Annotated in this window: 22 protein-coding genes; 13 read left to right on the top strand and 9 right to left on the bottom strand. The window is 39.9% G+C overall.

All coding sequences use genetic code 11. The features are described 5' to 3' along the window. Nucleotides 1-3,050: carboxypeptidase regulatory-like domain-containing protein (locus tag SJY38_RS20345; RefSeq protein ID WP_377110695.1), on the bottom strand; the 3,050-nt coding region annotated here is incomplete at its 3' end. 330 nt (nucleotides 3,051-3,380) lie between these two features. After that, complete coding sequence (locus tag SJY38_RS20340) at nucleotides 3,381-4,226, bottom strand: S1/P1 nuclease (protein ID WP_377110693.1); 846 nt, start codon at nucleotides 4,224-4,226, stop codon at nucleotides 3,381-3,383. A gap of 233 nt (nucleotides 4,227-4,459) precedes the next feature. On the opposite strand from SJY38_RS20340, the gene SJY38_RS20335 reads away from it, so the two are divergent. Both SJY38_RS20335 and SJY38_RS20330 read left to right on the top strand, forming a co-directional pair. Next, complete coding sequence (locus SJY38_RS20335; RefSeq protein ID WP_004588735.1) at nucleotides 4,460-5,341, top strand: hypothetical protein; 882 nt, start codon at nucleotides 4,460-4,462, stop codon at nucleotides 5,339-5,341. Then, nucleotides 5,334-6,278 carry a hypothetical protein gene (locus SJY38_RS20330; RefSeq protein WP_377110690.1) on the top strand — a complete coding sequence of 315 codons (945 nt, stop codon included), beginning with the start codon at nucleotides 5,334-5,336 and terminating at the stop codon, nucleotides 6,276-6,278. The genes SJY38_RS20335 and SJY38_RS20330 overlap by 8 nt, the downstream gene beginning before the upstream one ends. A gap of 41 nt (nucleotides 6,279-6,319) precedes the next feature. On the opposite strand, the gene ushA is transcribed toward SJY38_RS20330, so the two are convergent. Then, entirely contained in the window at nucleotides 6,320-7,942 is a 1,623-nt protein-coding gene (gene ushA, locus SJY38_RS20325; RefSeq protein ID WP_096042904.1) for a bifunctional UDP-sugar hydrolase/5'-nucleotidase UshA, read from the bottom strand. A 296-nt stretch (nucleotides 7,943-8,238) separates the two neighbouring features. On the opposite strand from ushA, the gene SJY38_RS20320 reads away from it, so the two are divergent. After that, nucleotides 8,239-8,997: a peptidylprolyl isomerase gene (locus tag SJY38_RS20320; RefSeq protein WP_248443895.1), complete on the top strand. Its 759-nt coding sequence runs from the start codon at nucleotides 8,239-8,241 to the stop codon at nucleotides 8,995-8,997. Between the two features lie 48 nt (nucleotides 8,998-9,045). Here SJY38_RS20320 and SJY38_RS20315 read toward each other — a convergent pair whose 3' ends face one another. Continuing rightward, nucleotides 9,046-9,465: an MAPEG family protein gene (locus SJY38_RS20315; protein ID WP_377110687.1), complete on the bottom strand. Its 420-nt coding sequence runs from the start codon at nucleotides 9,463-9,465 to the stop codon at nucleotides 9,046-9,048. 168 nt (nucleotides 9,466-9,633) lie between these two features. Between SJY38_RS20315 and SJY38_RS20310 the strand changes: the two genes are divergently transcribed. Further along, nucleotides 9,634-12,525, top strand: coding sequence for an insulinase family protein (locus SJY38_RS20310; RefSeq protein ID WP_273586294.1), 2,892 nt, complete (start codon nucleotides 9,634-9,636; stop codon nucleotides 12,523-12,525). A 117-nt stretch (nucleotides 12,526-12,642) separates the two neighbouring features. On the opposite strand, the gene SJY38_RS20305 is transcribed toward SJY38_RS20310, so the two are convergent. Then, complete coding sequence (locus SJY38_RS20305) at nucleotides 12,643-14,025, bottom strand: Na+/H+ antiporter NhaC family protein (protein WP_273586295.1); 1,383 nt, start codon at nucleotides 14,023-14,025, stop codon at nucleotides 12,643-12,645. Between the two features lie 286 nt (nucleotides 14,026-14,311). Here SJY38_RS20305 and SJY38_RS20300 point away from each other — a divergent pair, with 286 nt between their 5' ends. Next, nucleotides 14,312-14,812 (top strand): GNAT family N-acetyltransferase, encoded by a 501-nt coding sequence (locus tag SJY38_RS20300; protein ID WP_273586296.1) that lies wholly within the window; start codon nucleotides 14,312-14,314, stop codon nucleotides 14,810-14,812. On the opposite strand, the gene SJY38_RS20295 is transcribed toward SJY38_RS20300, so the two are convergent. From SJY38_RS20295 to SJY38_RS20285, 3 genes are read right to left on the bottom strand one after another with little or no spacing between them, the layout of a single operon-like run. Continuing rightward, a complete protein-coding gene (locus SJY38_RS20295) occupies nucleotides 14,809-15,417 on the bottom strand; it encodes a membrane integrity-associated transporter subunit PqiC (protein WP_024031907.1) in 609 nt (202 codons plus the stop codon). The two genes, SJY38_RS20300 and SJY38_RS20295, sit on opposite strands and share 4 nt — an antisense overlap. Then, nucleotides 15,417-17,072, bottom strand: a complete 1,656-nt coding sequence (pqiB, locus tag SJY38_RS20290; RefSeq protein ID WP_029771939.1) for an intermembrane transport protein PqiB — start codon at nucleotides 17,070-17,072, stop codon at nucleotides 15,417-15,419. The genes SJY38_RS20295 and pqiB overlap by 1 nt, the downstream gene beginning before the upstream one ends. Beyond that, nucleotides 17,069-18,235, bottom strand: a complete 1,167-nt coding sequence (locus SJY38_RS20285) for a paraquat-inducible protein A (RefSeq protein WP_273586432.1) — start codon at nucleotides 18,233-18,235, stop codon at nucleotides 17,069-17,071. The genes pqiB and SJY38_RS20285 overlap by 4 nt, the downstream gene beginning before the upstream one ends. 206 nt (nucleotides 18,236-18,441) lie before the next feature. Between SJY38_RS20285 and SJY38_RS20280 the strand changes: the two genes are divergently transcribed. Further along, nucleotides 18,442-19,128, top strand: coding sequence for an ABC transporter substrate-binding protein (locus SJY38_RS20280; RefSeq protein ID WP_273586297.1), 687 nt, complete (start codon nucleotides 18,442-18,444; stop codon nucleotides 19,126-19,128). Nucleotides 19,129-19,152: 24 nt separating this feature from the next. Here SJY38_RS20280 and SJY38_RS20275 read toward each other — a convergent pair whose 3' ends face one another. Next, nucleotides 19,153-19,974 (bottom strand): thioesterase family protein, encoded by an 822-nt coding sequence (locus tag SJY38_RS20275; RefSeq protein ID WP_004588723.1) that lies wholly within the window; start codon nucleotides 19,972-19,974, stop codon nucleotides 19,153-19,155. A 241-nt stretch (nucleotides 19,975-20,215) separates the two neighbouring features. Between SJY38_RS20275 and dnaK the strand changes: the two genes are divergently transcribed. The 7 genes from dnaK to SJY38_RS20240 all read left to right on the top strand — a co-directional run bounded on the left by dnaK (nucleotide 20,216) and on the right by SJY38_RS20240 (nucleotide 26,046). Beyond that, nucleotides 20,216-22,135, top strand: a complete 1,920-nt coding sequence (dnaK, locus tag SJY38_RS20270; RefSeq protein ID WP_273586298.1) for a molecular chaperone DnaK — start codon at nucleotides 20,216-20,218, stop codon at nucleotides 22,133-22,135. A 201-nt stretch (nucleotides 22,136-22,336) separates the two neighbouring features. Further along, nucleotides 22,337-23,479: a molecular chaperone DnaJ gene (gene dnaJ / locus SJY38_RS20265; protein ID WP_024031901.1), complete on the top strand. Its 1,143-nt coding sequence runs from the start codon at nucleotides 22,337-22,339 to the stop codon at nucleotides 23,477-23,479. A gap of 301 nt (nucleotides 23,480-23,780) precedes the next feature. Continuing rightward, complete coding sequence (gene ybaK, locus SJY38_RS20260; RefSeq protein ID WP_248443890.1) at nucleotides 23,781-24,242, top strand: Cys-tRNA(Pro) deacylase; 462 nt, start codon at nucleotides 23,781-23,783, stop codon at nucleotides 24,240-24,242. Between the two features lie 120 nt (nucleotides 24,243-24,362). Further along, complete coding sequence (locus SJY38_RS20255; protein WP_004588719.1) at nucleotides 24,363-24,767, top strand: DUF1761 domain-containing protein; 405 nt, start codon at nucleotides 24,363-24,365, stop codon at nucleotides 24,765-24,767. 57 nt (nucleotides 24,768-24,824) lie between these two features. Then, nucleotides 24,825-25,193, top strand: a complete 369-nt coding sequence (locus tag SJY38_RS20250) for a response regulator (protein ID WP_024031358.1) — start codon at nucleotides 24,825-24,827, stop codon at nucleotides 25,191-25,193. Nucleotides 25,194-25,341: 148 nt separating this feature from the next. Beyond that, the gene (locus tag SJY38_RS20245; protein ID WP_054981853.1) at nucleotides 25,342-25,593 is read left to right on the top strand and encodes a hypothetical protein; all 252 of its coding nucleotides are present in this window, start codon (nucleotides 25,342-25,344) and stop codon (nucleotides 25,591-25,593) included. Between the two features lie 186 nt (nucleotides 25,594-25,779). After that, nucleotides 25,780-26,046 (top strand): hypothetical protein, encoded by a 267-nt coding sequence (locus SJY38_RS20240; protein WP_004588716.1) that lies wholly within the window; start codon nucleotides 25,780-25,782, stop codon nucleotides 26,044-26,046. Nucleotides 26,047-26,052: the final 6 nt, after the last annotated feature.

Genomic DNA, 26,052 nt, shown 5'->3' with positions numbered 1-26,052 from the left:
GCGTTGTTTTCATTAAAGCCTGAGTAAACGTAACGGCCTTGCTCATCAATCGTTGTAGAAATCATGCTAGCGCCAACGAAAGGACCTTTTTTAAGTACGCCCCAATCATCGTTTAATAGGTTAGTTAAGTTATCAATTACGAAGAACGCTTCACCTTTATGGCCATCCATAAAGCCTGGTAATTCTTGAGTAACTTTAAAGTTAAATTTAACAAACCAATCTGAGTTTTCAGCATTACGGCCAGTGATTTCACCACGCTCTAAACCGTTAGACGCGATAAAGTCGTTAAACGCGTTAATTTCATCAGCGCTCATGTCGTAAACAACGTTAGGATCGTTTTCAAGTGGTACGTAAAGTAACTGACGACTACCGTTCCAGTTGCTATCCCCGAAGTTACGATCGCTACCATCAAACGTGTAGCTGTATGGTAAGCCTTTGTATGCTTCACCGTATAGGTTAAAGCGAGTAGCAAAACCATCTACAAATTCATGAGAGTAGCCAAGCGTCATAGTAAAACGATGTGGAATTTCGTAATCAGATGATGCAACACCAGGGTTACCCGGATCCGTTAGCGCAATGTTACCGTAGTTTGAGCCAGCAACAGAGCTTGTCATTGGGTTAACATCGTCTGAATCTGTGTACGCGTAACCAAAATTAACGCTTACGCCATTATCAAACATTTTGCTTACTGCTAATGAAATAACCGATGAATCACCGCTATCGCCACTTACATTTGTAAGAAGGTACTCACCAGAGCGGCCTTCAATAGACTCGTAAAGAGGGCGACCATCAAATGTAGTTTCGCCCGAATCCTGAAGTGCGATGTCACGCATTAAGGCAGCATCTTTCTTCTTAGAGTATAAGTAATCAAGTGAAATTACATACTCGTTTTCAGTTGTGTATGTTGCACCAATTGAGTATTTCCACTCTGAAGGAATTTCAAAATCTGGGTCAACAGCGTTTGTTGCTGAATCACCCGAGCCGATAACAGTGTTAGCAACTTCATCAAACATCTCTTGCGGTACTTCAAAACCAGGCGCGCCGCCATTTACGTTTGGCGTATTGAATAAATCAACTGGGCTGCGGAATGTACCGATGTTTGTAATACCATCGTTAGAGTAAGAGTTAGATAACCACACATTTGGGTTACCACCAGAGAATAAGCCAACACCGGCGCGTACTTCTAATTCGTCTGTTGCATACCACTGGAAGCCAACACGTGGTTGAAGTAAATCAATACCATCGAACGTGCTTTGGTTACTAAAGCCGTAGCGGTCAGTAAAGTTTTGGTTGAAGTTAGGTACGTCATCACTTGTGTATTTATCGTAACGTAAACCAAACGTGATGTTTGCATCTAAGTCTGTAAATGCGTATTCATCTTGTACATAAAACGTATGCTGAGCGTATGAAAAGCTTGCAGCTGCATCGTTTGGATCGTTAGTCGCTGCAGCATTATTGTAGTAAACACGGTCAGCTAAGCCATCTTCAAAATCATCGATTGAATCAAAACGATATTCACCTTCAGTATGCTGTACGAATAAGTTAAATACGTCTAACTCTTCAAACTCATAACCAGCAGTAATTGTGTGTTGGTCAAGGTAGTAAGTACCCGCTACTTTAAATGTAGTGGTATCGTAATCTAAATCATTTGATTGACGAGAGTCATCTGGACCAATGTAAACCGTACCACCATCTTCTGTACGAATTTGCATTTCGCCAAAGCTGCTAGCAGCATCAAGTGACTGTACAGTTGCATCTAGTTCTGATTTACCAATACGAACTTCAGTTGAAAAGTCATCTGACCAATCTGAGTAAACAGACGCGATGATTGAGGTAAATTCTGCACTTTGGTCGTAAAAGTGGTTAGATAATGAAACACGGCTAGAACCAGTATCAGACTGTGAAACCGTATTACCATCGTTGTAGTTATAGATTAAGTTTGCACGGTGATCTTCGTTGATGTTCCAATCTAATTTAACTAAGATTTTTTCATCTTCAACCGGCATACTTGAAGGCATACCGCCTACGTCATAACCATATACAGATTGAGCTACACTTGTAATACGAGCAATATCATCTGCAGTTACACTGCCGCTGCTTAAACCGTCGTAGTTAAACTGTTGAACACCTTCAAGTTTTTCATATGAAGTGAATAAAAATAGTTTATCTTCGATTAACGGTAAGCCAACGTTAAAGCCGTAACGTTTTTCGGTGTAGTTACCGTTATCAACGTCTTCGCCTTCAATTTCGTCGCCTTTGAATGAATCACTTGTGAAATCGTAGAAGATGCCACCGTGAACTTCATTACCACCAGATTTTGTTACCGCATTAATGTTACATGAGGTAAAACCACCGTACTGTACGTCAAATGGTGCTAGCTCAGCTGAAACTTGCTCAATTGAATCAAACGAGAAAGGGGCACGAATAGTAGGGTAACCGTTAGAGCTTAAACCAAAGTTATCGTTCATACGAACGCCATCTAGCGTTAAGCTGTTGTAACGAGGGTTACCACCACCACAGTTGATTGACCCGCGGCTATCATCAATTGTGATACGCGGGTCAATACGAATGATATCTTTTAAATCACGGTTAATAGCAGGCGTGTTTTCAAGATCAGTTAAAGTAAATGTAGACGCTGGGCCAGTACCACCAGACATAGAGCTGATAGGTGCACCTGTTACTACAATTTGCTCCATGCTTGATTGTGGCTCAAGTGCAGCATTTACTGGGTAATCGTTACCAATGTTTAGGATAATGTTATTAAATTCTTGATCAGCATAAACATCAGAATCAACGATTACCTTGTAAGGACCACCAACACGAAGGCCTTTAGCAGTAAAGTAACCTGCATCGTTTGCTTCTGTTGTTTTAACTGAGCCAGACGGTACGTGTAAAATTGTTATTTTGGTACCTGGAGCTGGGTTACCGTTTGGACCGGTAATTTGACCCTTAATCGCAGAGGTTGTTTCGTTGGCGAATGCAGCGCCACTTACACTTACACACGCAGCGATAGCAAGTGAGAGTGCTGTTTTTTGAAGTTTAGTCTTCATTTTCATTTCCCGTGAAAGTTATAATTAAATTGTTATTTTAAGTAGTATAAAGTCAGCAGTGTTGTTGAATTTATACTCTTGTAATATGCAAAATTAATTTGCACAATTTATACTTGTATACTTAACTAAATTTGGATTAATTACTTATTGTTATGTTACCGTCGTTATGTGACAGTATTATGAAATGCAAACTTTATAATTCCTTTTACAATTAATTATTTACATTTTGTAATTAATACATTTTTAGCTGTATTATTTTAGCTATACTCCAGACCGTGTATAAACATAAATTAATTCCCGTGTGTAGGTTTTTTATTTATAGGTTGATTGTTATTTTGTCGTTATTTTTAATTTTTTATTGTCATCTGACGAATCAAATAAATAGTTCAATACACCCGCAAGCCTAACGCCTGCTTTTTGCAAACGCTGCTTAACAAGCGGATTGTATTTGAAAACATAACTATAGCTCACTTCATCACTGGTTGAGGTATAAATATCTTCGGCCAGTTTGTGAGATTCCATCAGCCAAGTAGTAGGGCTGCTGTTTAAGTATGTTTTAATTAATGCTGCATCGTCGGTATCTATAAACTTAGCGTATTCAGTGTAAGCTAAGTTTTCATTTTCTATTAATCCAGTGTCCCAAAGGCTATGCAAATTGGTTTCGTTGTCAAAAAAATCAACTTTAATTAAATTGCCGCCTCTATCTTCACTTCGCCCAGCATGAAATGGTTGATGGCTGTCGCCAACCAAGTGAACTAAAAACTTTAAAGCAAACTGTTTTTCATTAAGGGAAGAGGTAGATGACTGAAGTGTATTAATAGAGAAGTAAATACCTTCTAGAATATTTGTTACATCGTCTTTGCTGTGTGTATGTGCGTGATTTAGAGAAAGTGTTTTATTTTTAGGAAGGTTTATGTAGTGCCAGCGTGAAGATTTTTTACGCCAAAATAGTTCAGGACTAGATCGCATTTCATCTGCCCAAGTAGAAATTTGAGCTAGGGATTGTCCTTCTAATAGTGGCAACAGGTTATGCACTGTTTCATCACTCACATGTTGCTCAGCAATATGCCCAACAATTCGATGACCATTTTGACCCCACGCATACGCTTTAGAAGTTGTAAAAACAGCACCAATTATTAACGTTGTTGCTACGAGAGTAGCAATTTTAATGCGCATCAATGTTTCCTGCATTTATTTTTATTCACCTATTAGCTGGTGTAAACATTGTGATTGTTTTTGCTAAATATAGAAAGGAGTCAAGAGTATTCATTATTTCTTATTCATAATCGCATTAAATCAATAGCTTACCTTTGATGGGTAAAATTACCTGTTGTAATAAGTAAATAATATTGTTCAAATAAAGCCTTAGTGTTGTTAGGTACATCTTATTGATGGGGTTTGGAAAGGTCATGTTACATAAACTGTCGTTTGTTACACTTTTGTTTCTGGTTATGGTTGCTGCATGGTCTGTTGGAAAGGTGAGCGTTAAAAGTGATGAAATAAATTTCCCAGAACTAATAAAAACGTCAACACAATGTTATACAACAGCCAGTGAAAACAAAAATCAGCTTATTGTATTTACGCCATCGCAAAGCGTGGCAGAGAAGCTTACAGAGTCTCTATGCCTTGATACCGTGGTAACGAAACAATACGGTTCAGTTAAAGGTTACTGGGGTGACAGTACAACGGAAAGCTTCGATTTTGTCGGCAAAGGGATTGCAGACCTCGTACTTGCAAAAAATAATATAATGGATGCCTTTAATGCAGAGCTAACTTATAACTATCAATCTGTGGTGGGCTTTTCTGATTACACCGCATTTTTTATCTCCTCAAAAGAAAAGCCACGTTTAACAAAACAATACTTTTTAGATAAGCGTATAGGCTTATTAGATTACCCTACAAGCCGCTCTGGCCATATACTTCCAAAGAAAATGTTTAAAGATTTAAATATTAATTTAGCCAATTTAGATATTACTTACGCCAGTTCGCACAGCGAGCTTCGTGACTTATTAGCTAATGGGCAGGTCGATATTATTGCGTCTTTTTGGAAAGAAAGTGATGCTGCTCGTTTTTCAAAAAATTATATAACCCCTTTAAGTAATAAAATTTCAGGTTCGCGCTGGTATCTAAAAATGCAGCAAAACAATACAGACCTTTTATGTGCTGTACAGCGTCATATTCTTGATATGTCAAAGGAGCAGACATTGAGTTATTACAAAGAGGCGCAATCGTACTGGGATTGCAGTTCAGAGCAGGTAACAGCTAAAGATGAGAGCGTTAAAAATGGATAAGTATAAATATGTTTTTTTTGGCTGCGCTGTTTTTATTATTAACTGTTTAGTGTTTTATGTGTCTGTAATTAATGAGCAGAGTGACGCTATTAAACGCCAGGTTATTGAAACCGAAAAACAAGTTGCGCTGGATTTACCGTTAATTGCGCTCTCTAATGAGCTTTTAAAGCACTCGGGTAACCAACATGCAGTGCAAGACTACTTATTAAAGCTCAACGGCTATTTAGACAATAACCTTCGCTTAGTTAAAATTGTGCCAAAATCTGCTAAACCTTTAACTTTAAAGCCAAACCAGTTTGTAAGAACACTCAAGTCGAGCACTACCCATGTCTCTTTAGTGTTTGAGAAAAACGCACATTTTTGGTCAGAAAACAGGTTTTTGATTTGCTTGTTATTTTTGGTTTTGAGTATTTTATTTAGCAAATGGCTGAAGTCTATTATAGGTATGCCTGTAGATGCTAAAGGCCCATCATTAAACGCTGATACTGACTTAGGGAAACCAAAAGAGCTGGCATTGATCATTGATTTAAACACTAAAACACTCAGTAATAGTTATATGCCTGAGGCTACAGTGTGTTTAGCTAACAAACCGTTATGCTTTTATTTAGCATTAATAGAGTTTTGTCGTGATAATAAAGATGTTGTGCTAAATCAAAATAAATACGTGCCAGATGAGCTTATAGAGCTTGCTAATAAGTACTTTTATAGGTTGATTGAGCTTGGGCATACTATACGCAAGCGGCCAAATTTTAATAGCAGCTTAGAAAAAACACTCAGTGAAATTCGTGCAGCCCTAGACGAAGTCTTAAACGAACACCCTGATATGAAAGACATTTATTATCCGCCTAAAGCATATGGCGAGGGCTCTCGCTCACGTTTACACAGTTACGGTTTAATAAATATTGCAAAGGGAAACATAGAAATAAAAGGAAAGTAGTCAGCTACTTTCCTTAAACATTATCTCTTAATAACGTTTTGTTATTTAGGTGCAAACTGCGCAGCTTTAAGAGGACTATTTTGCGATACAAAGGTTTTAAGTGCCTGGGCATCGGTTTCATCTGTGCTCACAAACCCTTTAAGTTTATTAATAGCAGGGTAACCGTCACCACCTGATGCGTTATAGCTATTTAAACTCATACGGTAAGTTTTATTTTCATCAAGTGGCTTACCATCAATGAGTACACTGACTAATTTGCCATTTTTACGGGTAAACGCTAAATTGTGATATTGCAAATAGGCACCTGCATCAACAGGGAAGCTGGTCACTGTTTCTAAGTAGTTCCATAAATCACGCCCTTGCCAGTCCATGTAAGTAATGCGATTTTTAAACGGGTGTACTTTTAAAATATCTTTATAGCTAATATCTCCAGCTTCAATAGAGCTTCTTATTCCGCCACCACTAATAAGGCCAAAGTCGGCGCCAACCACATTCATTTGTGCCTGTATAATCACACGCGCTAAATTAGTTTGTTGGTAACGTACCTTGTTTCTATCGCCCTCTAAACGCGCATCAACACTGCCAATTTTACCTGCAATTTGTTTTGCGCCTTTTGCTTGGTAACTTGCTAAAAAAGCTTCTAGGGTCGGATCGGGTTTAATGTATTCGTTGGCTAATACTTGTTTACTAGACCCATCGGCTTGAATTTCATCAACATATAAATTAACTGGCAGCAATTTATAATCGAGTAGGGTGAGCTTTTCGTTTTCTAACTTAAACTCTGCCTTACCCACATACTTGCCCCACTCATGTGCTTGCATAATCCATGTGCCGTTTTGCTGATCGGGCTTACACGCAAGACCGGGTTTAAAGTTATCGTCATTTTTATTTTTAGCTGCCATACAAACCGGCTCTTGCGAGTGACCACCAATAATCATATCTAAGGTATTAGCGGGTAAAGAGCGGGCAAGTGTGACATCACCCGGGGCATTAATCCCAAAGTTTGCATCTACATAATGGCCCATGTGAGTAAGTGCAATAGTGATATCGGGGTTGTATTGCTCATTAATTTTTTTAGCGAGAGCTGCCGTCACATCAACAGGGTCTTTAAATTCTAAATGGCCAATATATTGTGGGTTAGCTATTTTAGCGGTGTCTGTAGTGGTAAGTCCTATAACCGCAATTTTTAAGCCCCCCTTTTCAAAAATTTTATAGCCTTGAAATGCGCTTTCCCCAGTTGCTTTGTCAAAAATATTTGCAGACAGTAAGGGAAAGGTAGCCCATTGTTGCTGCTTAGTTAAAACGCTCAGTGGATTATCAAATTCATGGTTACCAATGGCCATAGCATCGTAACCGAGTAACGACATTCCCTTAAAATCAGGCTCTGCGTGTTGTAAGTCTGATTCAGGTATACCGGTGTTAATATCACCGCCAGAAAGCAGCAATACTGCATGGCCTTGCTGTTGAGCTTTGTTACGTAAAGCGTCAATTAACGTTTTACGCGCTGCCATACCATATTCACCTTTTTCGTTATGCCAAAAGCGCCCGTGATTATCGTTAGTATGTAATACCGTAATATACTGTGGGGCAGTGGAGGTGTTTAAAGGTGAGCTTGTACAACCTATAACAGATAAAATAACTGAAAATAAAATAATTATACGCATGAAATACCCATTTATTATGGTGTGCTTAATTTATTAGGCGGTTAGTTTAAACTAATTTAGCGATAAATAACGTACTTATTTTATACTTTTTTATATTCGAGTTTTAAAAGTAATATTAAATTATTAAATGTTTTTACACAAAGCGAATGCAGCGAGTGTTATTTAAAAGAATATGTAATGAAGTGTAACTAAAAGGGTGTTAATTGTAGTTGTGCCTTCTAAATGCTTTTCCTTGGCGTATAGTGTGGATTGGTATTAACACTTAATTTAAATAACAATAACAAAAAGGACTCATAATGAAAAAGTGCCTGATTGGCTCACTACTTGCGTTTTCGTGCTTTACTAGCCAAGCCACTATTGTTGAAATGCAAACTTCGCACGGGGTGATAGAGCTTAACTTGTTTGATCAACAAGCCCCCAATACGGTTGCTAACTTTTTAAGTTATATTGAAGATGACGCATACAACCAAACCGTTATACACCGCTCAGTCAGCGACTTTGTAATACAAGGTGGTGGCTTTACATTTACCGACGAATTAGTGCCAATAACCACCAAGCCTGCTGTTGTTAATGAGCCTGTTTTATCTAATGTGAAGGGCACAATTGCGATGGCTAAATTAGCCAACGATGAAAACAGTGCAACGAGCCAGTGGTTTTTTAATATGGTTGATAATAGCGAAGCGCTTGATACTCAAAATGGCGGTTTTACAGTATTTGGACAAATTACAGCACAAAGCCAAGCTACGCTCGATAATATTGCTGGATTGGTACACTGCGGCGATATCCCATTGGTTGATATAACCAGTGAACAATGCTCAAGTAGCGATGTCGCTCTTAGCAGCGCTAACTTTGTAACTATTAATAGTGTGGTGGTATTAGATGACGACCCGCTTTCATCTGCCAACTTAAACCCAACAGCCAATACATTAATAAGCCAAGACGATTCATCAGCAGAGGCTGGTTCATCAAGCAGTTCGGGTGGGAGTATGGGTGTTGGTTTTTGCTTAATTGCACTGCTTGGTGTGGGTAAACGCTTAAAACGCGCTAAATACTAATTATGTGTTAAACAGTAAATAAAGAAGCGGCTAATTAAGCCGCTTTTACTAAAATGCTAAAATTCGCCAAACAACCGCAAGCCATAAAGCAAACACACTGGCGCAGCCTAGTAAAAAAACATTAAAGCGCATTCTTACATTATTACTGCCAATATGAACAACCGTATGCACAATACGCGAAATAACAAATAAGCACGCAAGCGCAGTAATTAAGTAGCTAGCGCTGTTAAGTTGCAATGCAACAATACAACCGATATAAAAAAGCACTGGTATTTCAAACTGATTGGTAAAGTTTCTATCAGCTACGCGTACGGTATCGCCTGCGTTATCAAGGCGCATGGTTTTAAAATCGCTCAACTGTAATTGTTTGTTTTTTGCAGCAGCAAAGCGTCGCTTGCCCATAATTAACATTACAACGAGCGATAACGTTACTTGTGCAAACATGGCGAGTATTATTATTTTTTCCATCCTATTTCCTTCGTTATTATTTTACTGACTTTAAGTATGCAGGTGTTTTTCACAATGTGTTACATAAATTAGTATTATTTTGTGGTAAACCCTTAATTGTTAGTGTTAATTTAGCTCTATTAAGTTGTTTTGAGCGCATCCTAAGTGCAATTTTAATGGAAAAACATAATGAAAAAAATTCTTGGTTTTAGCGTCATCGCTTTAGCAGTTTTAAGTGGCTGTACAAATACATCATCTACCTCATCGGTGGCTAGTTCTTCGCAAAGCTCCTTACTCTCAGACACATTAGTTGTAAGCCCAAATGATACGCGCGAATATAAAACCCTTACCCTCGAAAACGAAATAGAAGTAATTTTAGTCTCTGATCCAAGCGCTGAAAAATCAGCAGCATCGCTAAGTGTAGGGGTAGGCTTACTACACGACCCTATGATGCAGCAAGGTATGGCACATTACTTAGAGCATATGCTTTTTTTAGGCACAGAGCGCTACCCCGATACAAAAGGCTACTCTGACTTTATGACCAAAAATGGCGGGGTAAATAATGCGTATACTTGGCTCGATATTACCAACTACATGTTTAAAATTAATAACGATGCCTTTGATGAAGCGTTAGACCGTTTTGCTGATTTTTTTAAAGCCCCTAAGCTGTACCCTGAATATGCAGATAAAGAAAAAAACGCTGTTAATGCCGAGTGGTCAATGCGCCGCGAAATGGACTTTTTTGGCCAGTTTAAACTTGCCCGTAAAATGATGGGTGATCACCCGGCAAATCGCTTTTTAATTGGTAACCTAGAAACGCTAGGAGACAAAGAAGGCAGCCAATTACACAAAGAAACGGTCGACTTTTATAATAAATACTATTCATCTAACATCATGAAAGTAGCGCTTATTTCAAACTTGCCAATTGAGCAAATGGAGCAAAAAGCAAAAACTTATTTTGCCGATATCAAAAATAAACACATTGAAAAGCCAACCGTTACTGCAGAGCTTGATTTTGATAAAGCCGGTGGTAAAAAAGTATATTACTCACCTAATGAAGACGTAAAACAGCTGCAACTTGAGTTTACGATTAATAACAACAGCAGCGACTTTGCGGTTAAACCTAACCGTTATGTCAGTTATTTATTAAGTAATGAAATGCCAGGTAGCCCAGCTCAATTACTACGCGACAAAGGCTGGGTATCGCAATTAACAGCGTCTCCATCTCCTAGTCAGTACGGCAATTACGGCGCGCTTACTATTTCGCTAGAATTAACCGATGAAGGCATGAAAAACCGCGAAACAATTGTCGCAACTATTATGCAATACATTGAACTGATTAAAAAAGAAGGTGTAGATGCTAAGTACTTTAATGAAATTCGTACATCACTTAGCAATCAATTTAAATTTTTAGAAAAAGGCGATGAGTTTAGCTATGTCAGCGCGCTTACTGGCAGCATGCAAGATTACCCATTAAATCATGCCATTGATGCGCCTTACTATTATGCCAAATTTGACGCAGAGGCGATAAACGAGGTACTTAAACAATTAAATGCCGATACGCTGCGCGTTTGGTATATTTCGCAACAAGAAGAAACCGACTCGCAACTGCATTTTTATGATGGTAAATACCGCATAGAAGATATTAGCGATGCCGAAGTTGCCAGTTGGAAAACATCAAGCGAGTTTAAGCTTGCTTTACCAAGTGTAAATAACTTACTACCTGAAAGCTTCGCGATTAAAACAGCTGAGTTTAAAGAGCAAAAACACCCTGAACTGGCTTACGATAAAAACGGCGTAAAAGTATGGCGCCAAGCAAGCCAAAAATTTGCTGCCCAGCCAAAGGGTTTGGTTGAGGTATATATTAATACCCAACCAGGCTTAAATGAAATTAATGCTGAAGTACTTTACTCAGTATGGGCCGACTTATATAACATTCAACAAAGCCAACTAAGCACCGAAGCCGCCATTGCCGGCATGAGCGTTAACCTAGCGCCAAGTAATGGTTTAGTTTTATCAATGAGTGGCTTTACCGATAAGCAAGACGTACTTTTAAAACAAGCGCTAAGCGGGTTAAAAGCCGATGTAACGGCACAAGCATTTACTCAAGCAATTGATCGCTACAAACGTGGCTTGTTAAATCAGCAAAAGCAATTTCCGTATGCACAAGCATTTGGCGCCTACTCTAAACTTATCCGCACAGGCAGCTTTGATACAGAGGCACTGATAAAAGCGGCAGAATCGTTAAGCGTTGCCGATTTAAACAAGCTAAAAACAGCCACATTTGCCACCAACGATTTACGTGTATTTAGCTACGGTAATTACAACCAACAAGATATAGAATCGATAGCCACTGAGTTAAGTGCCACTTTACCAAGCAATCATACATCGAGTGAATTTGCGCGCAGTAAAGCATGGTTACCACAGCCAGGCGAAACGCGAGTATTGCAAAAAGATATTGATGTTGCCGATGTGGCAGTTGTTGATATGACCGTTCACCCAGTGCCAGGGTATAAACAAAAAGCGCAAGCCGCGGTGTTACAAAGCCACTTTAGAACCATTGCATTTGATAAAATGCGTACCGAAGAGCAGCTTGCATACGCCGTAGGTGCGCTGGCTCGCCCAATAGAGGATTACTCGGCAATTGGCTTGTTTATTCAAACACCTGTTAAAGGGCCAAAAGAAATACAGGCACGTTTTGATCAATTCAAAAAAGAGTACGCGGTAGAGCTTGATAATATGAGCTTAGATACTTTTGCTCAACTTAAAAATGCCACGCTTGTATCGCTAAAAGAGCAGCCTAAAAACCTAAGCGATGAAATGGGGCCACTTATTACCGATTGGTATCGCGAAAACTTTAACTTTGACTCTAAGCAAAAGCTAATTGATGAAGTTGAAAAAGTAACGCTTGAAGATATTAAGCAGTACTACAAACAAACTATGTTAAACCCACAAGCCGCACGTTTAAATGTGCAGTTACGTGGTACTAAGTTTGTAGAAAGCGACTTTGCTGATTTACCAAATCAAACCAAAATTCAATCGCTTGAAACCTATTACAATGGTATTAAATTACAAAAATAAGCTATATATAGTTATACAGCTAAATAATACCAATCCGCTTAATTAAGTATTATTGTGGATTGGTAAAACACCCCAATGTAGTACTACATTGGGGTTTTTTATTTGTATTAACTTAATTTATGCCATAACAATAAAGCCGACAACGGCAAGTGCCGCGGCAATTAATGTATAAGGCAGTTGTGTTACTGCATGGCTCATTAAATTACAGCCAGAGCCTTGTGCTGCAAGTACGGTAGAGTCTGAGTAAAAACAGGCTTGGCTACCAAATGATGAGGCCGATAACAACGCGCCAATAACCAGTGGAATATTAGCGTCAACGGCAGTTGCCAGTGGCATAACTATTGGGATCGACACTGCAAAAATACCCCAACTAGAGCCTGTAGCAAACGCTAACACCGCCATAGCAATAAATACCACCGCCGGTAAGTATTGGACAGTCATGTACGGGCTCAAACTACCGATCACAAACTGCGCTAAGCCAATTAAGTCGCACACATCTTTAAATATAAATGCGGCTATTACAGTGCCAATAGCCGGTATCATGCTTTTAAAGCCATCAAGCATGCGCTCTATCATTTCGCTAAAGCTCATTAATTTTTGTAGTGCATAAAAAGGAAGCGTTACCGCCATAGTTGCCAATAAGCCTTTATATACATCTATTTCAAAGTAAACTGTAAAGGCTACTAGTAAAATTATAGGCAGTAAAAAGTTGTGTAATTTTCCTTTAGGGTCTGCATCTTCAAAGCTTTCTTCTACTGCTTTTACAGCGTATTCGTCGGCTGTCTGAATATCACTAAATTGCGCAGGGTCTACAGTGGCTTGCTCAACGTGCGCTAACCTTTCGGCTTTTTTCATAGGCCCAATAGCAGGTATTACACCCAGTACCACTAACAAAACCACCAATACTGCAAACCAGGCGTAAAACATATAAGGAATGGCTTGAATATAAACCGCAATGCCTTTGCCTTCCTCGGCAATGCCGTTATCGACTAACAAGCCGCCAAAAAATACAGCCCAAGTCGATAAAGGGACAAGTACGCAAATAGGTGCCGCTGTTGAATCTACAACGTAGGCAAGCATTTCTCGGCTAACTTTAAATTTATCGGTAATGCGTTTCATCGTTTCACCAACGGTAAGCGCATTTAAATAGTCATCAATAAAAATAACCACACCTAAACAAAAGGTCATAAATAAAGAAGAGCGTTTACCTTTAGTGTATTTTAGCGCTAATTTGCCAAACGCCGACGCACCGCCAGTGCGCACTAATAAAGCGATTAAAGCGCCAAAGCCTCCGCACACGAGTATTAACCAACCTATGGTTTCGTCGGTCATTACTTTAAGTGATGTGCTGGCAAAGTTAGCAAGCACCTGAGCTGGGTCGGCTATTACTAAGCCAACTAAAGCGCCAATAAGTAAAGATAAAATAGGGCGGCGTAAAACAACAGCCAATACCACAACCACCGCTGGTGGCAGTAAACTTAATGCAGAAGGTTCAAGCATTTAAAGATTAACAAAATTAAAAGCATATTTAAATAATAAATTGCTTAACAAAAACAAAGCAGGTAATAGTTATTACGTGCCAAGTCACTGCTTTTGCCGCGTAGGGTGCTTTGCTGTTATGTTAAATTAATAGCGAAAGGGAAACGCGTTGGCTTTGGCGCTAGACGGTGCAAGAGAAGCATGCCGCTATTGTTGTGCCTGTAAAAACATCGGCGCAAAAATAATCCGGTTTTGTATTTCAGTCAATAAAAATTTACGTACAAAATAACTTTTTATAGGAGATAACGTGGAGGCCGTATTTAAAACCCAACGTTTATTATTGCGCTATGCAAATGAGCACGATGCCGCCATGTTACTTACTTTGGTGAATCAGCCAAATTTTATAAAATATATTGGCGATAAAGCCATTTATACGCACAGCGATGCCAAGCGTTACATTGAGCAATCGTTTAGGGCAGCCCATAAACACCAAGGGTTTGGCCCTTATATTATTACTTTACACAATGGTGAAGTAGTAGGAGTTGTGGGTTTTTATAAACGCGACGTACTGCAACTGCCAGATTTAGGTTTTGCCTTGTTAACCCGTTATGAGAAAAACGGTTATATTTTTGAAGCGGCCAAAGCGCTATTACAAAATAGGCACGCACTTGGGATAAAACAGGTCAGTGCTATCTGCGCAGCCAATAACACCGCATCTCAGTGTGTATTATTAAAGTTAGGTTTTAATAGGGTAGGCAAGGCGGTTATTAATAATGATAAAACCGCCGTAACTATATATGGTTATTAAAGTCGCGCTTGCTCTATGGCTTTTGCTACGCTTAGGTTTATGTTTTGCCAAGTTTGCTCAAGGGTAGCCACTAAGCCATCGTAACCGTCATCTTCTATTGGAACTACATGCGAAAAATTATGCACACTAATTAGGCGGCGGCCGGTTTCTGGGTGGGTGTAATATAAGCGCCACAGGCCAGAAATATCAGCGTTGCCTTGCATATCACCATTAAAGTGGTGCACTTCATATTCAAGCTCGTAAAACGTTTGCTGATCAAGCTCGGTAATTACCGGTAAGCCCTTAATAACCATCCAATTAGGCATTGCATTAAAAAGGGTTTGTTGCGCTGTAGCGGTGAGCATCACATCGGGCGATTCACCCCATAGGTTGTAATTTGCCGCATGAATTTGGTTGCTATCAATTTTCATTGCTATGCCCAAATTATTTAATGCGCCTCTAAGGGCCACGGTTTGCACTCTTAATTGGGCATCAGTTTCTTTTACATGGCGTGATGATGAAGCAATGGGTTGTTCAAACTGATAATACTGCGTTGCGGTTTGAATTGACGCACTGCACCCTGCAAGGGTAATTAACACGGTTATGGCTAAAAATAAGTGTTTCATTATTGCTTCCTTGGTTGTGGATCAGCAGGGAGTGCTTTATCAAAAATAAACATATTAGGTTGTTCGTTTAAACCCCGTGTAAGCGGCTGAATTTCTTCACTTAAGCGTTTAAATTCAAGCAAGGTTTGCTGTAATTGATGATGAAACTCAGAGCCGGCCTGATAACTTGCCATGGTTTTATCAAATTGACGCATGGTCACTTCAAACTGCTCCATACTTTTGGTCATTTTATCAAAGTTACGGTTAAAGTCGCCGGGTAAGTTTTGGGTATCTTTTTGGCTTAATAACGCACGCATTTCGTTAGCAAGCGCTTGGTAGTCGCTAAATGTAGCCTGCATTTGAGCTAGGCTGTCTTCAATTTTTAAATCGTTTACCTTGTTAAGCACATCCGAGACCTGATCGGCAAGCACCGTAATGCCGCTAGAAATACTCGGAAATACATCATATTGGGCAAGTTTTGCTAAATGCGCTTTTGGTGCGTCGGGGTATATATCAAAATCTACATACACTGCGCCAGTTAAAAGGTTGCCGGGTTTTAAAGAAGCGCGCATACCATTTTTTATCCAGCCGGTTAGGCTACTTTGCCAAAACTCTTTGGCCGCTGCGCTATCGTGATATAAACGGCCATACTCAATTTTAATCAGTACCGGCACCGCCGTATTATGGTTTTTAAAATGTGCAGGTTTGCCATTAACAATAACGTTAGCGGGGGCTTCTACCACGGTACCAATTCGGGTGCCGCGATATTCCACAGGCGCGCCGGGTCTTAGGCCACGTATAGATTGTTCAAAATCAATAATGTAGTAATCAAAGTCGTAAAAGCGCTCTTCTAGTGCTTCTTTGTAGCTTTGGCTTAGCGAAAAGTTGTGGCCGTCTTGGGCTAAGTCACCTGGGGCTTGTTGCTCTGGTAAGCCAACCGAAATACCGCCTTTGAGGAGTTTACTTAATGAGCCGGTACTTATATTAATACCATCGGCCGACAAATCTATTTCAATGCCGGCATTAACCCAAAATATAGAGTTTAATGTTATGAGGTTTTGATACGGTTCGTTAATAAAAATACCGTACTTCATTGCTTGGTTTTTCCAGTCAAAAGTAGCGGTTTCTATTTGGCCTATTTTATAGTTTTTAAAAAATATCCCAGTGCTTACCTCCAGTACTTCAGCGTTGTAGCTGAGTAACTGAAAACGCCCACCTTTTACATCTTTACCAATAAGGGCCGGCTCGTCTTGTAATACAAAACGCTCTTTTAGTTTTTTACTCTCCCCCGGTGAAAACTCTAAATAAACACCCGACAAAAGCGTACTCATACCACTAATGCCAGTTTCGTCTATACGGGGTTTAACAACCCAAATTTTAGCATCGTCGGTGAGGAGCTCATTATAGTTTTTGTCTATTTGTGCGCGGGCAATAACGCTATCTTGAGAGTCAGAAAGGCGTATAGCATCAATTTGACCAATTTTAACACTGCGCACTTTTATTTCTGTTTTACCTGCAATAATGCCCTCTGCGTGGGGCATTTTTATATAAATAGTAGGGCCTACATTTGCTTGGTATTGATACAACATCCATATACCAACTAATAAGGCTATCAGTGGAATAATCCAAATAGCAGAAATTTTTGGTTTTGTTGTTACATTAGCCGTTTCGGTCATGCTTTATTCTCTGAATGTTTGTTTTTTGGTGTATCCCACAACAAGCGCGGATCAAACGCATGTGCAGCCATCATTTGGCATATTACCATAACAGTAAAAAATACAATGCCTAGCCCTGGGGTAATTGACATTAAGTTGCCTAGTTGCACTAAGGCAACGAGTATAGCAACAACAAATACATCGATCATTGACCATTTGCCAATAAATTCAGTAAGTTGATAAATTTTAGTATAGCCTTTTGTGTGCTTGTTAGCAGGTTTTGCCACCATAAAGCATAAAAAGCTAAGCACAAAGGCTTTGGCCAGTGGCACCACTACGCTGGCCAAAAATATAATGGCAGCAATGGGGTAGGAACCACTTTTCCAAAGTGTTAGTACGCCGCCAATTAAGGTTGACGGTGACACATCACCCAGGCTGGTGGTGTGCATTATTGGTAATAGATTTGCAGGTATGTAACACAGCACAGAGGTCACTAACCAAGCCGTTGCTTTTTGAACACTGTTGGGGTTTCTTACATGGGTTTTAGTGTGACAACGCGGGCAAACATTACTTTTACACAGCTGATGGCATACGTGGCAAGCTTTAATGTTTTGATCAATAGCGCGTTTGGCATGTGCTGCGTCTTCAAGTGTTGTTGCTGGTTTAATATGTGCCCATAAGCGCGGCTTATTTAAATGGGCAAGCGCCGCAATATACATAATAACAAAGCCAATATATGCCCAAAAGCTGGTGCCAAAACTAATGTCGGCAAGCGACATAATTTTAACCATGCTTACTAACACGCCAATTAAAAATATCTCAGACATGATCCACGGCTCAAGGGCCAAGGTAAACTTGAGCAATCGCCTAGCGATGGCCTCAGGCAAGGATTGCAAAAGCCCAAGATGCATTGGAATAAGAATGATCAGTAAGCTCATTGGCAGCGCAATAATGCTTAAATCAATAAATAAGCCAAGTAACTCACTGTCGTAATTAAATAAAATTCGGGCAGCATCGGGCAGGGTGATGGTTTGCGTTATGCCGCTGCTACTAAATGAAATAAATGGGTAAAACATGCTGCTTAATAGCATTAGTAATGAGCCAATACTTAGCGCAACTACTTTACTGTCGTTGTTTACATCGCCTTCGCACAACTTATGGTGACAATGCGGGCACACTGCCATTTGCTTATCGGCTATTGCGGGTATATCAATTATTAGGTCGCAGCACGGGCAAATTGTTTGCAAGTTATAACCATCAAAGAAGAATGTTTACGCAATTTTGCTATATTTAAGTTATTAATACAACGCGATTCATCATTAAGCGCAATAACAATATGTTAAGGATAGATGTGAGGCTGTTATTACTTTGCTTTATTAGCTGTTTTTTTATGAGCCCGCCAGTGTCTGCCGCTTGGCAAAAACAGCCAATTGTGATTGCTGCCAGTGCGACTATTCCTCCCTATGTAATAGAAAAAAAAGATACGGGTATACAACTTAATATAATTAAAGCGGCACTTATTGAGCAGGGCTTAGACAATATTGTGGTTATTTACATGTCTAACAAGCGCGCCGAGCAGCAACTGCATAGCGGTAATGTGGATATACTGCTTAATTACGCAGGAAAGCGCGGCGCAGGTATTTACCCTAGTCAGCCTGTATTGAGTTACAAAAATGTGGCGGTATCACTTAAAAAGCGCAACTTTACTATTGAGACGATAAATGAACTAAACAATAAAAGTGTATTAGGATTTCAAAATGCAACAGCTTATTTACCACCCCCATTTGCAAAAGGGGTTGCTCAGTTTGCAAGTTATGAAGAAGTAGTCAATCAGCGTGCGCAAGTCGATAGGCTAATGAAAGACTGGGTGGATGTAATTATTCTCGATGAGCGCATATTTCATTACTATAACAATGACTATGCGCACTCATTACCCGTTAATATTCACCCAATTTTTCCAAAAGCCCCACGCCCTGCTTATTTTAACAACGCAGTGCTGCAAAAAACATTTGATAAAGGCCTGCTATCTATAAAAGCAAAGGGAAAATATCAACAAATAATGAGTGGTAACCACTAAGCTCATTAGTAAGCTAAGCGGTACTTAATCAAACAAAGCAACGGTTTGACGTGTCAAAGCAATTAGCTCCCCCGATTGCGACCAAATACAGCCATCTTCTAAGCCATAACCCCCTTTAGCATGATGTGTAATTGCTTCAAAGCCTAACCATTCACCGGGTGTAAGCGTTGGCTCTTGCACAAATTCTAAATACCACGACATGCTACTTGCAGGAGCTGGCTGTTTAAACATTTGTAATAATGTAGGAGGCCATGCATCGGTAAGGGCTATTATATGTGCTTCGGTAATTGCCTCTGGGGTATGTTTAAAGCGCATCCAGCCGCCTAAATGCGAGGTCTGTGCAGCGCTAAAAGGCATAGCGCCTTGCTGCGGACATAAATCAACATGCTGAAAAAACTCAGGCATTTGCCCTTCAATAAACGGCAATGTATGACGTGCATCCACAGGCTTTAATCTCATTTCTTTACTAACCGGTACATTAACACCCGATTGCCTATCAATAGCAAAGCACGCTTGGACAATAACGCACACTTGTTCACTCTGAATCACTTTAGCTAATACCTGAGTACTGCTTTTACCTTGGCGTAAAATTTCAACTGACAAAGAAAAAGGCGTGTCGGCAAGCAGCGGCCCAACAAAATTAGTGCTCAAAGACAGTAATCGTCTACTTGGGTCAATGTGTTTTCTGATTGCTTGATAAAGTAGTGCAGCAGAAAGGCCACCAAAAGCGGTTCTACCTTGGCACCAATTAGCAGGAAACTCCATTGTATTGCTGTTATTGGCAAGCGAAGCGGAAGAAGAGTTTGAAATAGCAGAGGCTTGTTTTAATAAGTCATCAAAATGCATCGTTAATATCCTTGAAATTATCATTATCAGACATATATAGCACATAACAACTGGTCAGACTAGTTGTGTTGAATAGGTGTATTTGGCGTAAAAAACATCAAACCCTACTTTTATTAAGGTTTTTTGTTAAATAAATTACAAAAAATGAATTTTTTTTCATTTTTACAGTTGAATTAACTTTGTGGCATCCCTATTTACTAGTCATCGAACGTATTAACGAATTTGAAGTTGGAGAAGATTCATGGGTAAAATTATTGGAATCGATTTAGGTACTACAAACTCTTGTGTTGCAGTACTTGATGGTGATAAAGCACGTGTTATTGAAAATGCGGAAGGCGATCGCACAACCCCGTCTATTATTGCTTACACGCAAGACGGTGAGACTCTAGTAGGTCAACCTGCTAAGCGTCAAGCGGTTACTAACCCAACTAACACGTTATTTGCAATTAAGCGTTTAATTGGTCGTCGTTTTGAAGACGAAGAAGTACAACGCGATATCGGTATTATGCCGTTCAAAATCATCAAAGCTGATAACGGCGATGCATGGGTTGAAGCGGGCGGTGAAAAACGCGCTGCACCACAAATTTCTGCAGAAGTACTTAAAAAAATGAAGAAAACAGCAGAAGACTTCTTAGGTGAAGAAGTAACTGAAGCTGTAATCACAGTACCTGCATACTTTAACGATTCACAACGTCAAGCAACAAAAGATGCTGGTCGTATTGCGGGTCTTGAAGTTAAACGTATCATCAATGAGCCAACAGCTGCTGCCCTTGCTTACGGCATGGACAAAAACAAAGGTGAAAATGTTGTTGCAGTATACGACTTAGGTGGTGGTACTTTCGATTTATCAATCATTGAAATTGATGAAGTTGAAGGCGAGCACACATTTGAAGTACTTGCTACAAACGGTGACACTCACTTAGGTGGTGAAGATTTCGATAACCGCGTAATCAACTACTTAGTAGCTGAGTTCAAGAAAGACCAAGGTATCGATTTACAAAACGATCCGCTTGCTATGCAACGTGTTAAAGAAGCGGCTGAAAAAGCGAAAATCGAACTATCATCTGCACAATCTACAGAAGTTAACCTTCCGTACGTAACTGCCGATGCATCAGGTCCTAAGCACATGAACGTTAAACTAACGCGTGCTAAACTTGAGTCATTAGTTGAAGACTTAGTAACTAAGTCAATTGAGCCACTTAAACGTGCTCTAGCGGATGCTGATTTATCTGTAAATGATATTAACGATATCATTTTAGTAGGTGGTCAAACACGTATGCCACTAGTACAAAAAACAGTTGCTGAGTTCTTTGGTAAAGAGCCACGTAAAGATGTTAACCCTGATGAAGCTGTAGCAGTAGGCGCGGCAATTCAAGGTGGTGTATTAGCAGGTGACGTTAAAGACGTACTATTACTAGACGTGTCTCCATTATCGCTAGGTATTGAGACAATGGGCTCAGTAATGACCGCGCTAATTGAGAAAAATACAACGATTCCTACTAAGAAATCGCAAACTTTTTCTACAGCAGAAGATAACCAATCTGCCGTTACGATTCACGTACTACAAGGTGAGCGTAAGCGTGCTAGCGACAACAAATCTCTAGGTCAATTTAACCTAGAAGGTATTCGTCCAGCACAACGTGGTACTCCACAAATCGAAGTAACTTTCGATGTAGATGCGGATGGTATCTTACATGTATCAGCGAAAGATAAAGATACAGGTAAAGAGCAAAAAATCACGATTCAAGCGTCTTCAGGTTTAAGCGATGAAGAAGTAGAAAAAATGGTTCGTGATGCAGAAGCTAACGCTGAAGAAGATAAAAAGTTTGAAGAGCTAGTAGCAACTCGTAACCAAGCTGATGCAATGGTACACGGTACTCGCAAGCAAATTGAAGAAGCTGGCGATGCGCTACCAAGCGAAGACAAAGATGCAATTGAAGCAGCTGTTGTTGACCTTGAAGCTGCTATTAAGAGCGATGACAAAGCAGAAATTGAAGCTAAAACGCAAGCACTTGCTGAAAAGTCTCAAAAGCTAATGGAAATCGCTCAAGCTAAAGCGCAACAAGGTGGCGAAGATGCAGGCGAGCAACCACAACAGTCTGCCAAGCAAGACGACGATGTAGTTGATGCTGAGTTTGAAGAAGTAAAAGACGACAAGTAATTGTCAGCTAAGCTTCTAACTAGCCTAAACAACATGATTTGCTCAAGTTTTTAGGGTAGGATGAACTTTTGAGGCGCGCAGGCTACAGCTTGTCGCGCCTTTTGTATGTATTTAAGGTTTAAAATTTTCATGATAAATCGATGTGATTTATCGGTTTATCCCGCAGCCTAGCTGCAAATAGAAAAGAGTAGTGTGATAGATATGTCAAAACGCGATTATTACGAAGTTCTCGGCGTAAGCAAAGATGCAAGCGAGAGAGACATAAAAAAAGCGTATAAACGCTTAGCGATGAAATATCACCCAGATCGTACCGCCGGTGATAAAGATCTCGAAACTAAATTTAAAGAAGTAAAAGAAGCTTACGAGATTTTAACCGACGATCAAAAACGTCAAATGTATGACCAATACGGCCATGCTGCCTTTGAACAAGGCGGTGGCGGCGGTCACGGTGGCTTTGGCGGTGGTGGTCAAGGCGATTTTGGTGATATTTTTGGTGATGTGTTCGGTGACATTTTTGGTGGCGGTGGTGGCCGTCGTCAATCGCGTCAACAACGTGGATCAGATTTACGTTACAACATGGACCTAAGCTTAGAAGAAGCGGTCCGTGGTAAAGAAGTAGAAATAAAAGTACCTACATGGGTTAGCTGTAAGCCATGTGATGGCAGTGGTGCAAAGGCGGGCTCTAAGCCTAAAACATGTACTACGTGTCATGGTGCTGGCCAAGTACAAATGCGCCAAGGTTTCTTTGCTGTTCAACAAACGTGTCCAACGTGTCAGGGGCAAGGTCAGATTATTTCAGACCCATGTGATAAGTGTCACGGACAAGGGCGCGTTGAGAAAACGAAAACGTTGTCAGTTAAAATTCCAGCAGGCGTAGATACAGGCGATCGTATTCGTTTAACCGGTGAAGGCGAAGCGGGTATGCACGGAGCGCCAGCTGGCGATTTATACGTGCAAGTATCTGTACGCGAACACCCAATTTTTGTACGCGATGCGAATAACTTGTACTGCGAAGTGCCAATTAGCTTTACTACCGCAGGTTTAGGTGGCGAAATTGAAGTGCCTACGCTTGATGGCCGTGCAAAACTTAAAATACCGTCTGAAACACAAACGGGCAAAATGTTCCGTATGCGTGGCAAAGGTGTTAAATCGGTTCGTAGTGGTGCTCAAGGTGACTTAATTTGTAAAGTAGTGATTGAAACGCCAGTTAACTTAAACGAGCGTCAACGCGAGTTACTTAAAGAGTTAGACGAGAGCATGGGCAAAGATAGCTCAAAAAACCGTCCTAAAGAGCAAGGCTTTTTTGACGGCGTTAAAAAGTTTTTTGACGATTTAACTAAGTAATTAGTTATCGTAAAAACTAAAAAAAACGGTGCTTGATGCACCGTTTTTTTTGGCTCAAATTCATGTGATTTAACCATTTTACTGGGCACGACTTAGCAATATTATAAAGTGCGTATACTCAATCGATTAATTCACTGAGCTATTTTGTTGCCTTAGGCAATTGACCCACATTGCTTTACCCTTTGTACCTATACCCTCGTCAATAAAAGGCTTTTTACGTATCTGCTATTAAGTTACTCTTCAAAATGATTAACCCTTATTGTAGATTAATAATGCGCTTAAAATGATGTGGCTAAATTGTATGACCCCGGCAATAGAATTACTGAAAAAACAAAATGTGCCTCACGATGTACTCAGTTATCAACACGATGCTAATACAACGCGTTATGGCCAAGAAGCCGTTGAAAAATTAAACCTTAACAGTGAGCAGGTATTTAAAACCCTCGTGCTTGAAACCAATGAAGGGCAGTTAATTGTTGCCATTACACCGGTATCCCAGCAAGTAAATTTAAAGCAATTGGCCAAACTGAGTCACGCTAAAAAGGTCGCAATGGCAAGCGCGCCAAAGGTACAAGCCGCTACAGGGTATATCTTGGGAGGGGTTAGCCCGCTTGGGCAAAAAAAGCGCCTAACCACTTTTATTCATTCAAGCGCTATGGCCTTTAAAACAGTGTATGTAAGTGCAGGTAAGCGAGGGCTTGAGGTAGCGCTTTCGCCAACCGATTTAAAGGCACAAACGCGTGCCACCTATGGCGATTTTTAAAAGCCTCCACAAAAACCAACGCGCCCTATACCATATATTTTAAAGGCGATAATTTGCTGCTTAGGGTATTTTTAACTACAGTCAAAATACCCTTGTACACTATGCATTATGGCAGTATGTATGAATTTTACTGATGTTAATTTTTTTGCCGTGCTTGTGGCGGCGCTTTCCTCTTTTATGCTTGGCGGTATTTGGTATTCAAACGCTTTTTTTAAAAATGCCTGGTTAGAGTGTACAGGCCTTACGGAGCTTGATTTACAAACAGCAAAACCTGCGTTAATTTTTGGCGGCAGTATGGTACTTGCACTTTTGTCGGCGGTGGTGCTTTCATTATTTTTAGGTAAAGAGGCCGGAATGGGAGAGGGCGCCTTTACAGGTTTTGCCATCGGTTTGTTTTGGGTAGGTAGCTCGCTGGGGCTCAGTTACATTTATGAGCAGCGGCCAATCAAGTTATTTATAATTAATGCAGGGTATTACACATTACAATTTACATTAATGGGTTTTATTATAGGTGTATGGCCCTAAGTACGCTAGATAAGGCGCCACCTTTAAGCTAAGCGCTAAAATACAATAAAGATAATTATGAAAATATTAGTCGTTGATGATATGCCACTTATGCGCCACGTATTAATTAATATGTTAAGGCAGCTTGATTACAAAAATGTTGTGGAGGCAACTGACGGCCAACAGGCGTTAAAAATACTGCGTCAGCAAAAGTTTGATTTAGTAATAACCGACCTACATATGCCTAAAGTAGACGGTGTAAACTTGCTTGATAATATACGCCACGACCAAGCCTTAGTCGATTTACCTGTTATTATGGTCACGTGCGAAGATAACGCTGATACAGTAAAACAAGTTATTAAAGCAAAAGTGTCGGGGTTTATTATTAAACCATTTAATATGAATGTGTTATCAGCGCAATTAAACCGTTTGTTTTTTAGAGATTAGCGAAACGCTTTTATGGTGTTTTATATCGTACCTATTATTTAATCCCCTGCGTTTTCTCCACCGCTTATTAGGCTAGATTCTGTAACGTTTTTATTTATTAACTGCTAAAATGCCTGCTTTGTATCAATGTAGGTATGTTAAGGAGTGTATGGCTAAGCCAAATAAAAAAGGGCCGACTAAAACTGTCGATATTTTTTGCTCTGCTTGCAAAGCGGCGCTGTTTAAATATAGAAAAGGTGGCAAAGGCGCTTTAGTAAAGTGTTTTATAGAGCGAATAACCCAAGATTACACAACTACACCGTGTATTTGCCCCCAATGCGAGCGCCCATTTGCGCGCTCAGCAATCATACGCGGTACGCCAGCTTATAAAATAATTGGCGGTAAGGTTACCTTTAAATAACCCAATACGTTTAAAAATGTAATAACTACAAAAACTTAGATTTGCTGCTTAGTAAGGCGGACAATTGACCTTGTACCAATAAACAAGCCTGATATACTCGCCCGGTTTTGCTGTTTCAATGATTGAAAAACACCCTCCCCAAGGATAGGGCCAGTTAGTTGGGTTTTTTAAGCAAAGGATAAACGTGTGATAGCACTGTTATTTGATATTGTAGGTATGGCGGGTACTTTCTTAGTTGTTGGTGCATTCTTTTTATTACAACTTAATAAAGCATCCCCAACGGGGTTATTGTACAACATAATGAATTTAACAGGGGCAATTTTGCTGTTAATCAGTTTGTGTTACAACTTTAACCTTGCAAGCTTTGTAATTGAGATTTTCTGGATTGCAGCTTCACTGATCGGCTTATACAAGTACGCTAAAAATAAGCCTCAATTAGCCACTAACTCTTAATTTTAG

The sequence above is a fragment of the Pseudoalteromonas sp. R86517 genome (assembly GCF_042466295.1).
Lineage (GTDB): Bacteria > Pseudomonadota > Gammaproteobacteria > Enterobacterales > Alteromonadaceae > Pseudoalteromonas > Pseudoalteromonas atlantica.
Note: the sequence above shows the minus strand (reverse complement) of the source record. Positions and strands in the feature narration are given on the sequence as shown.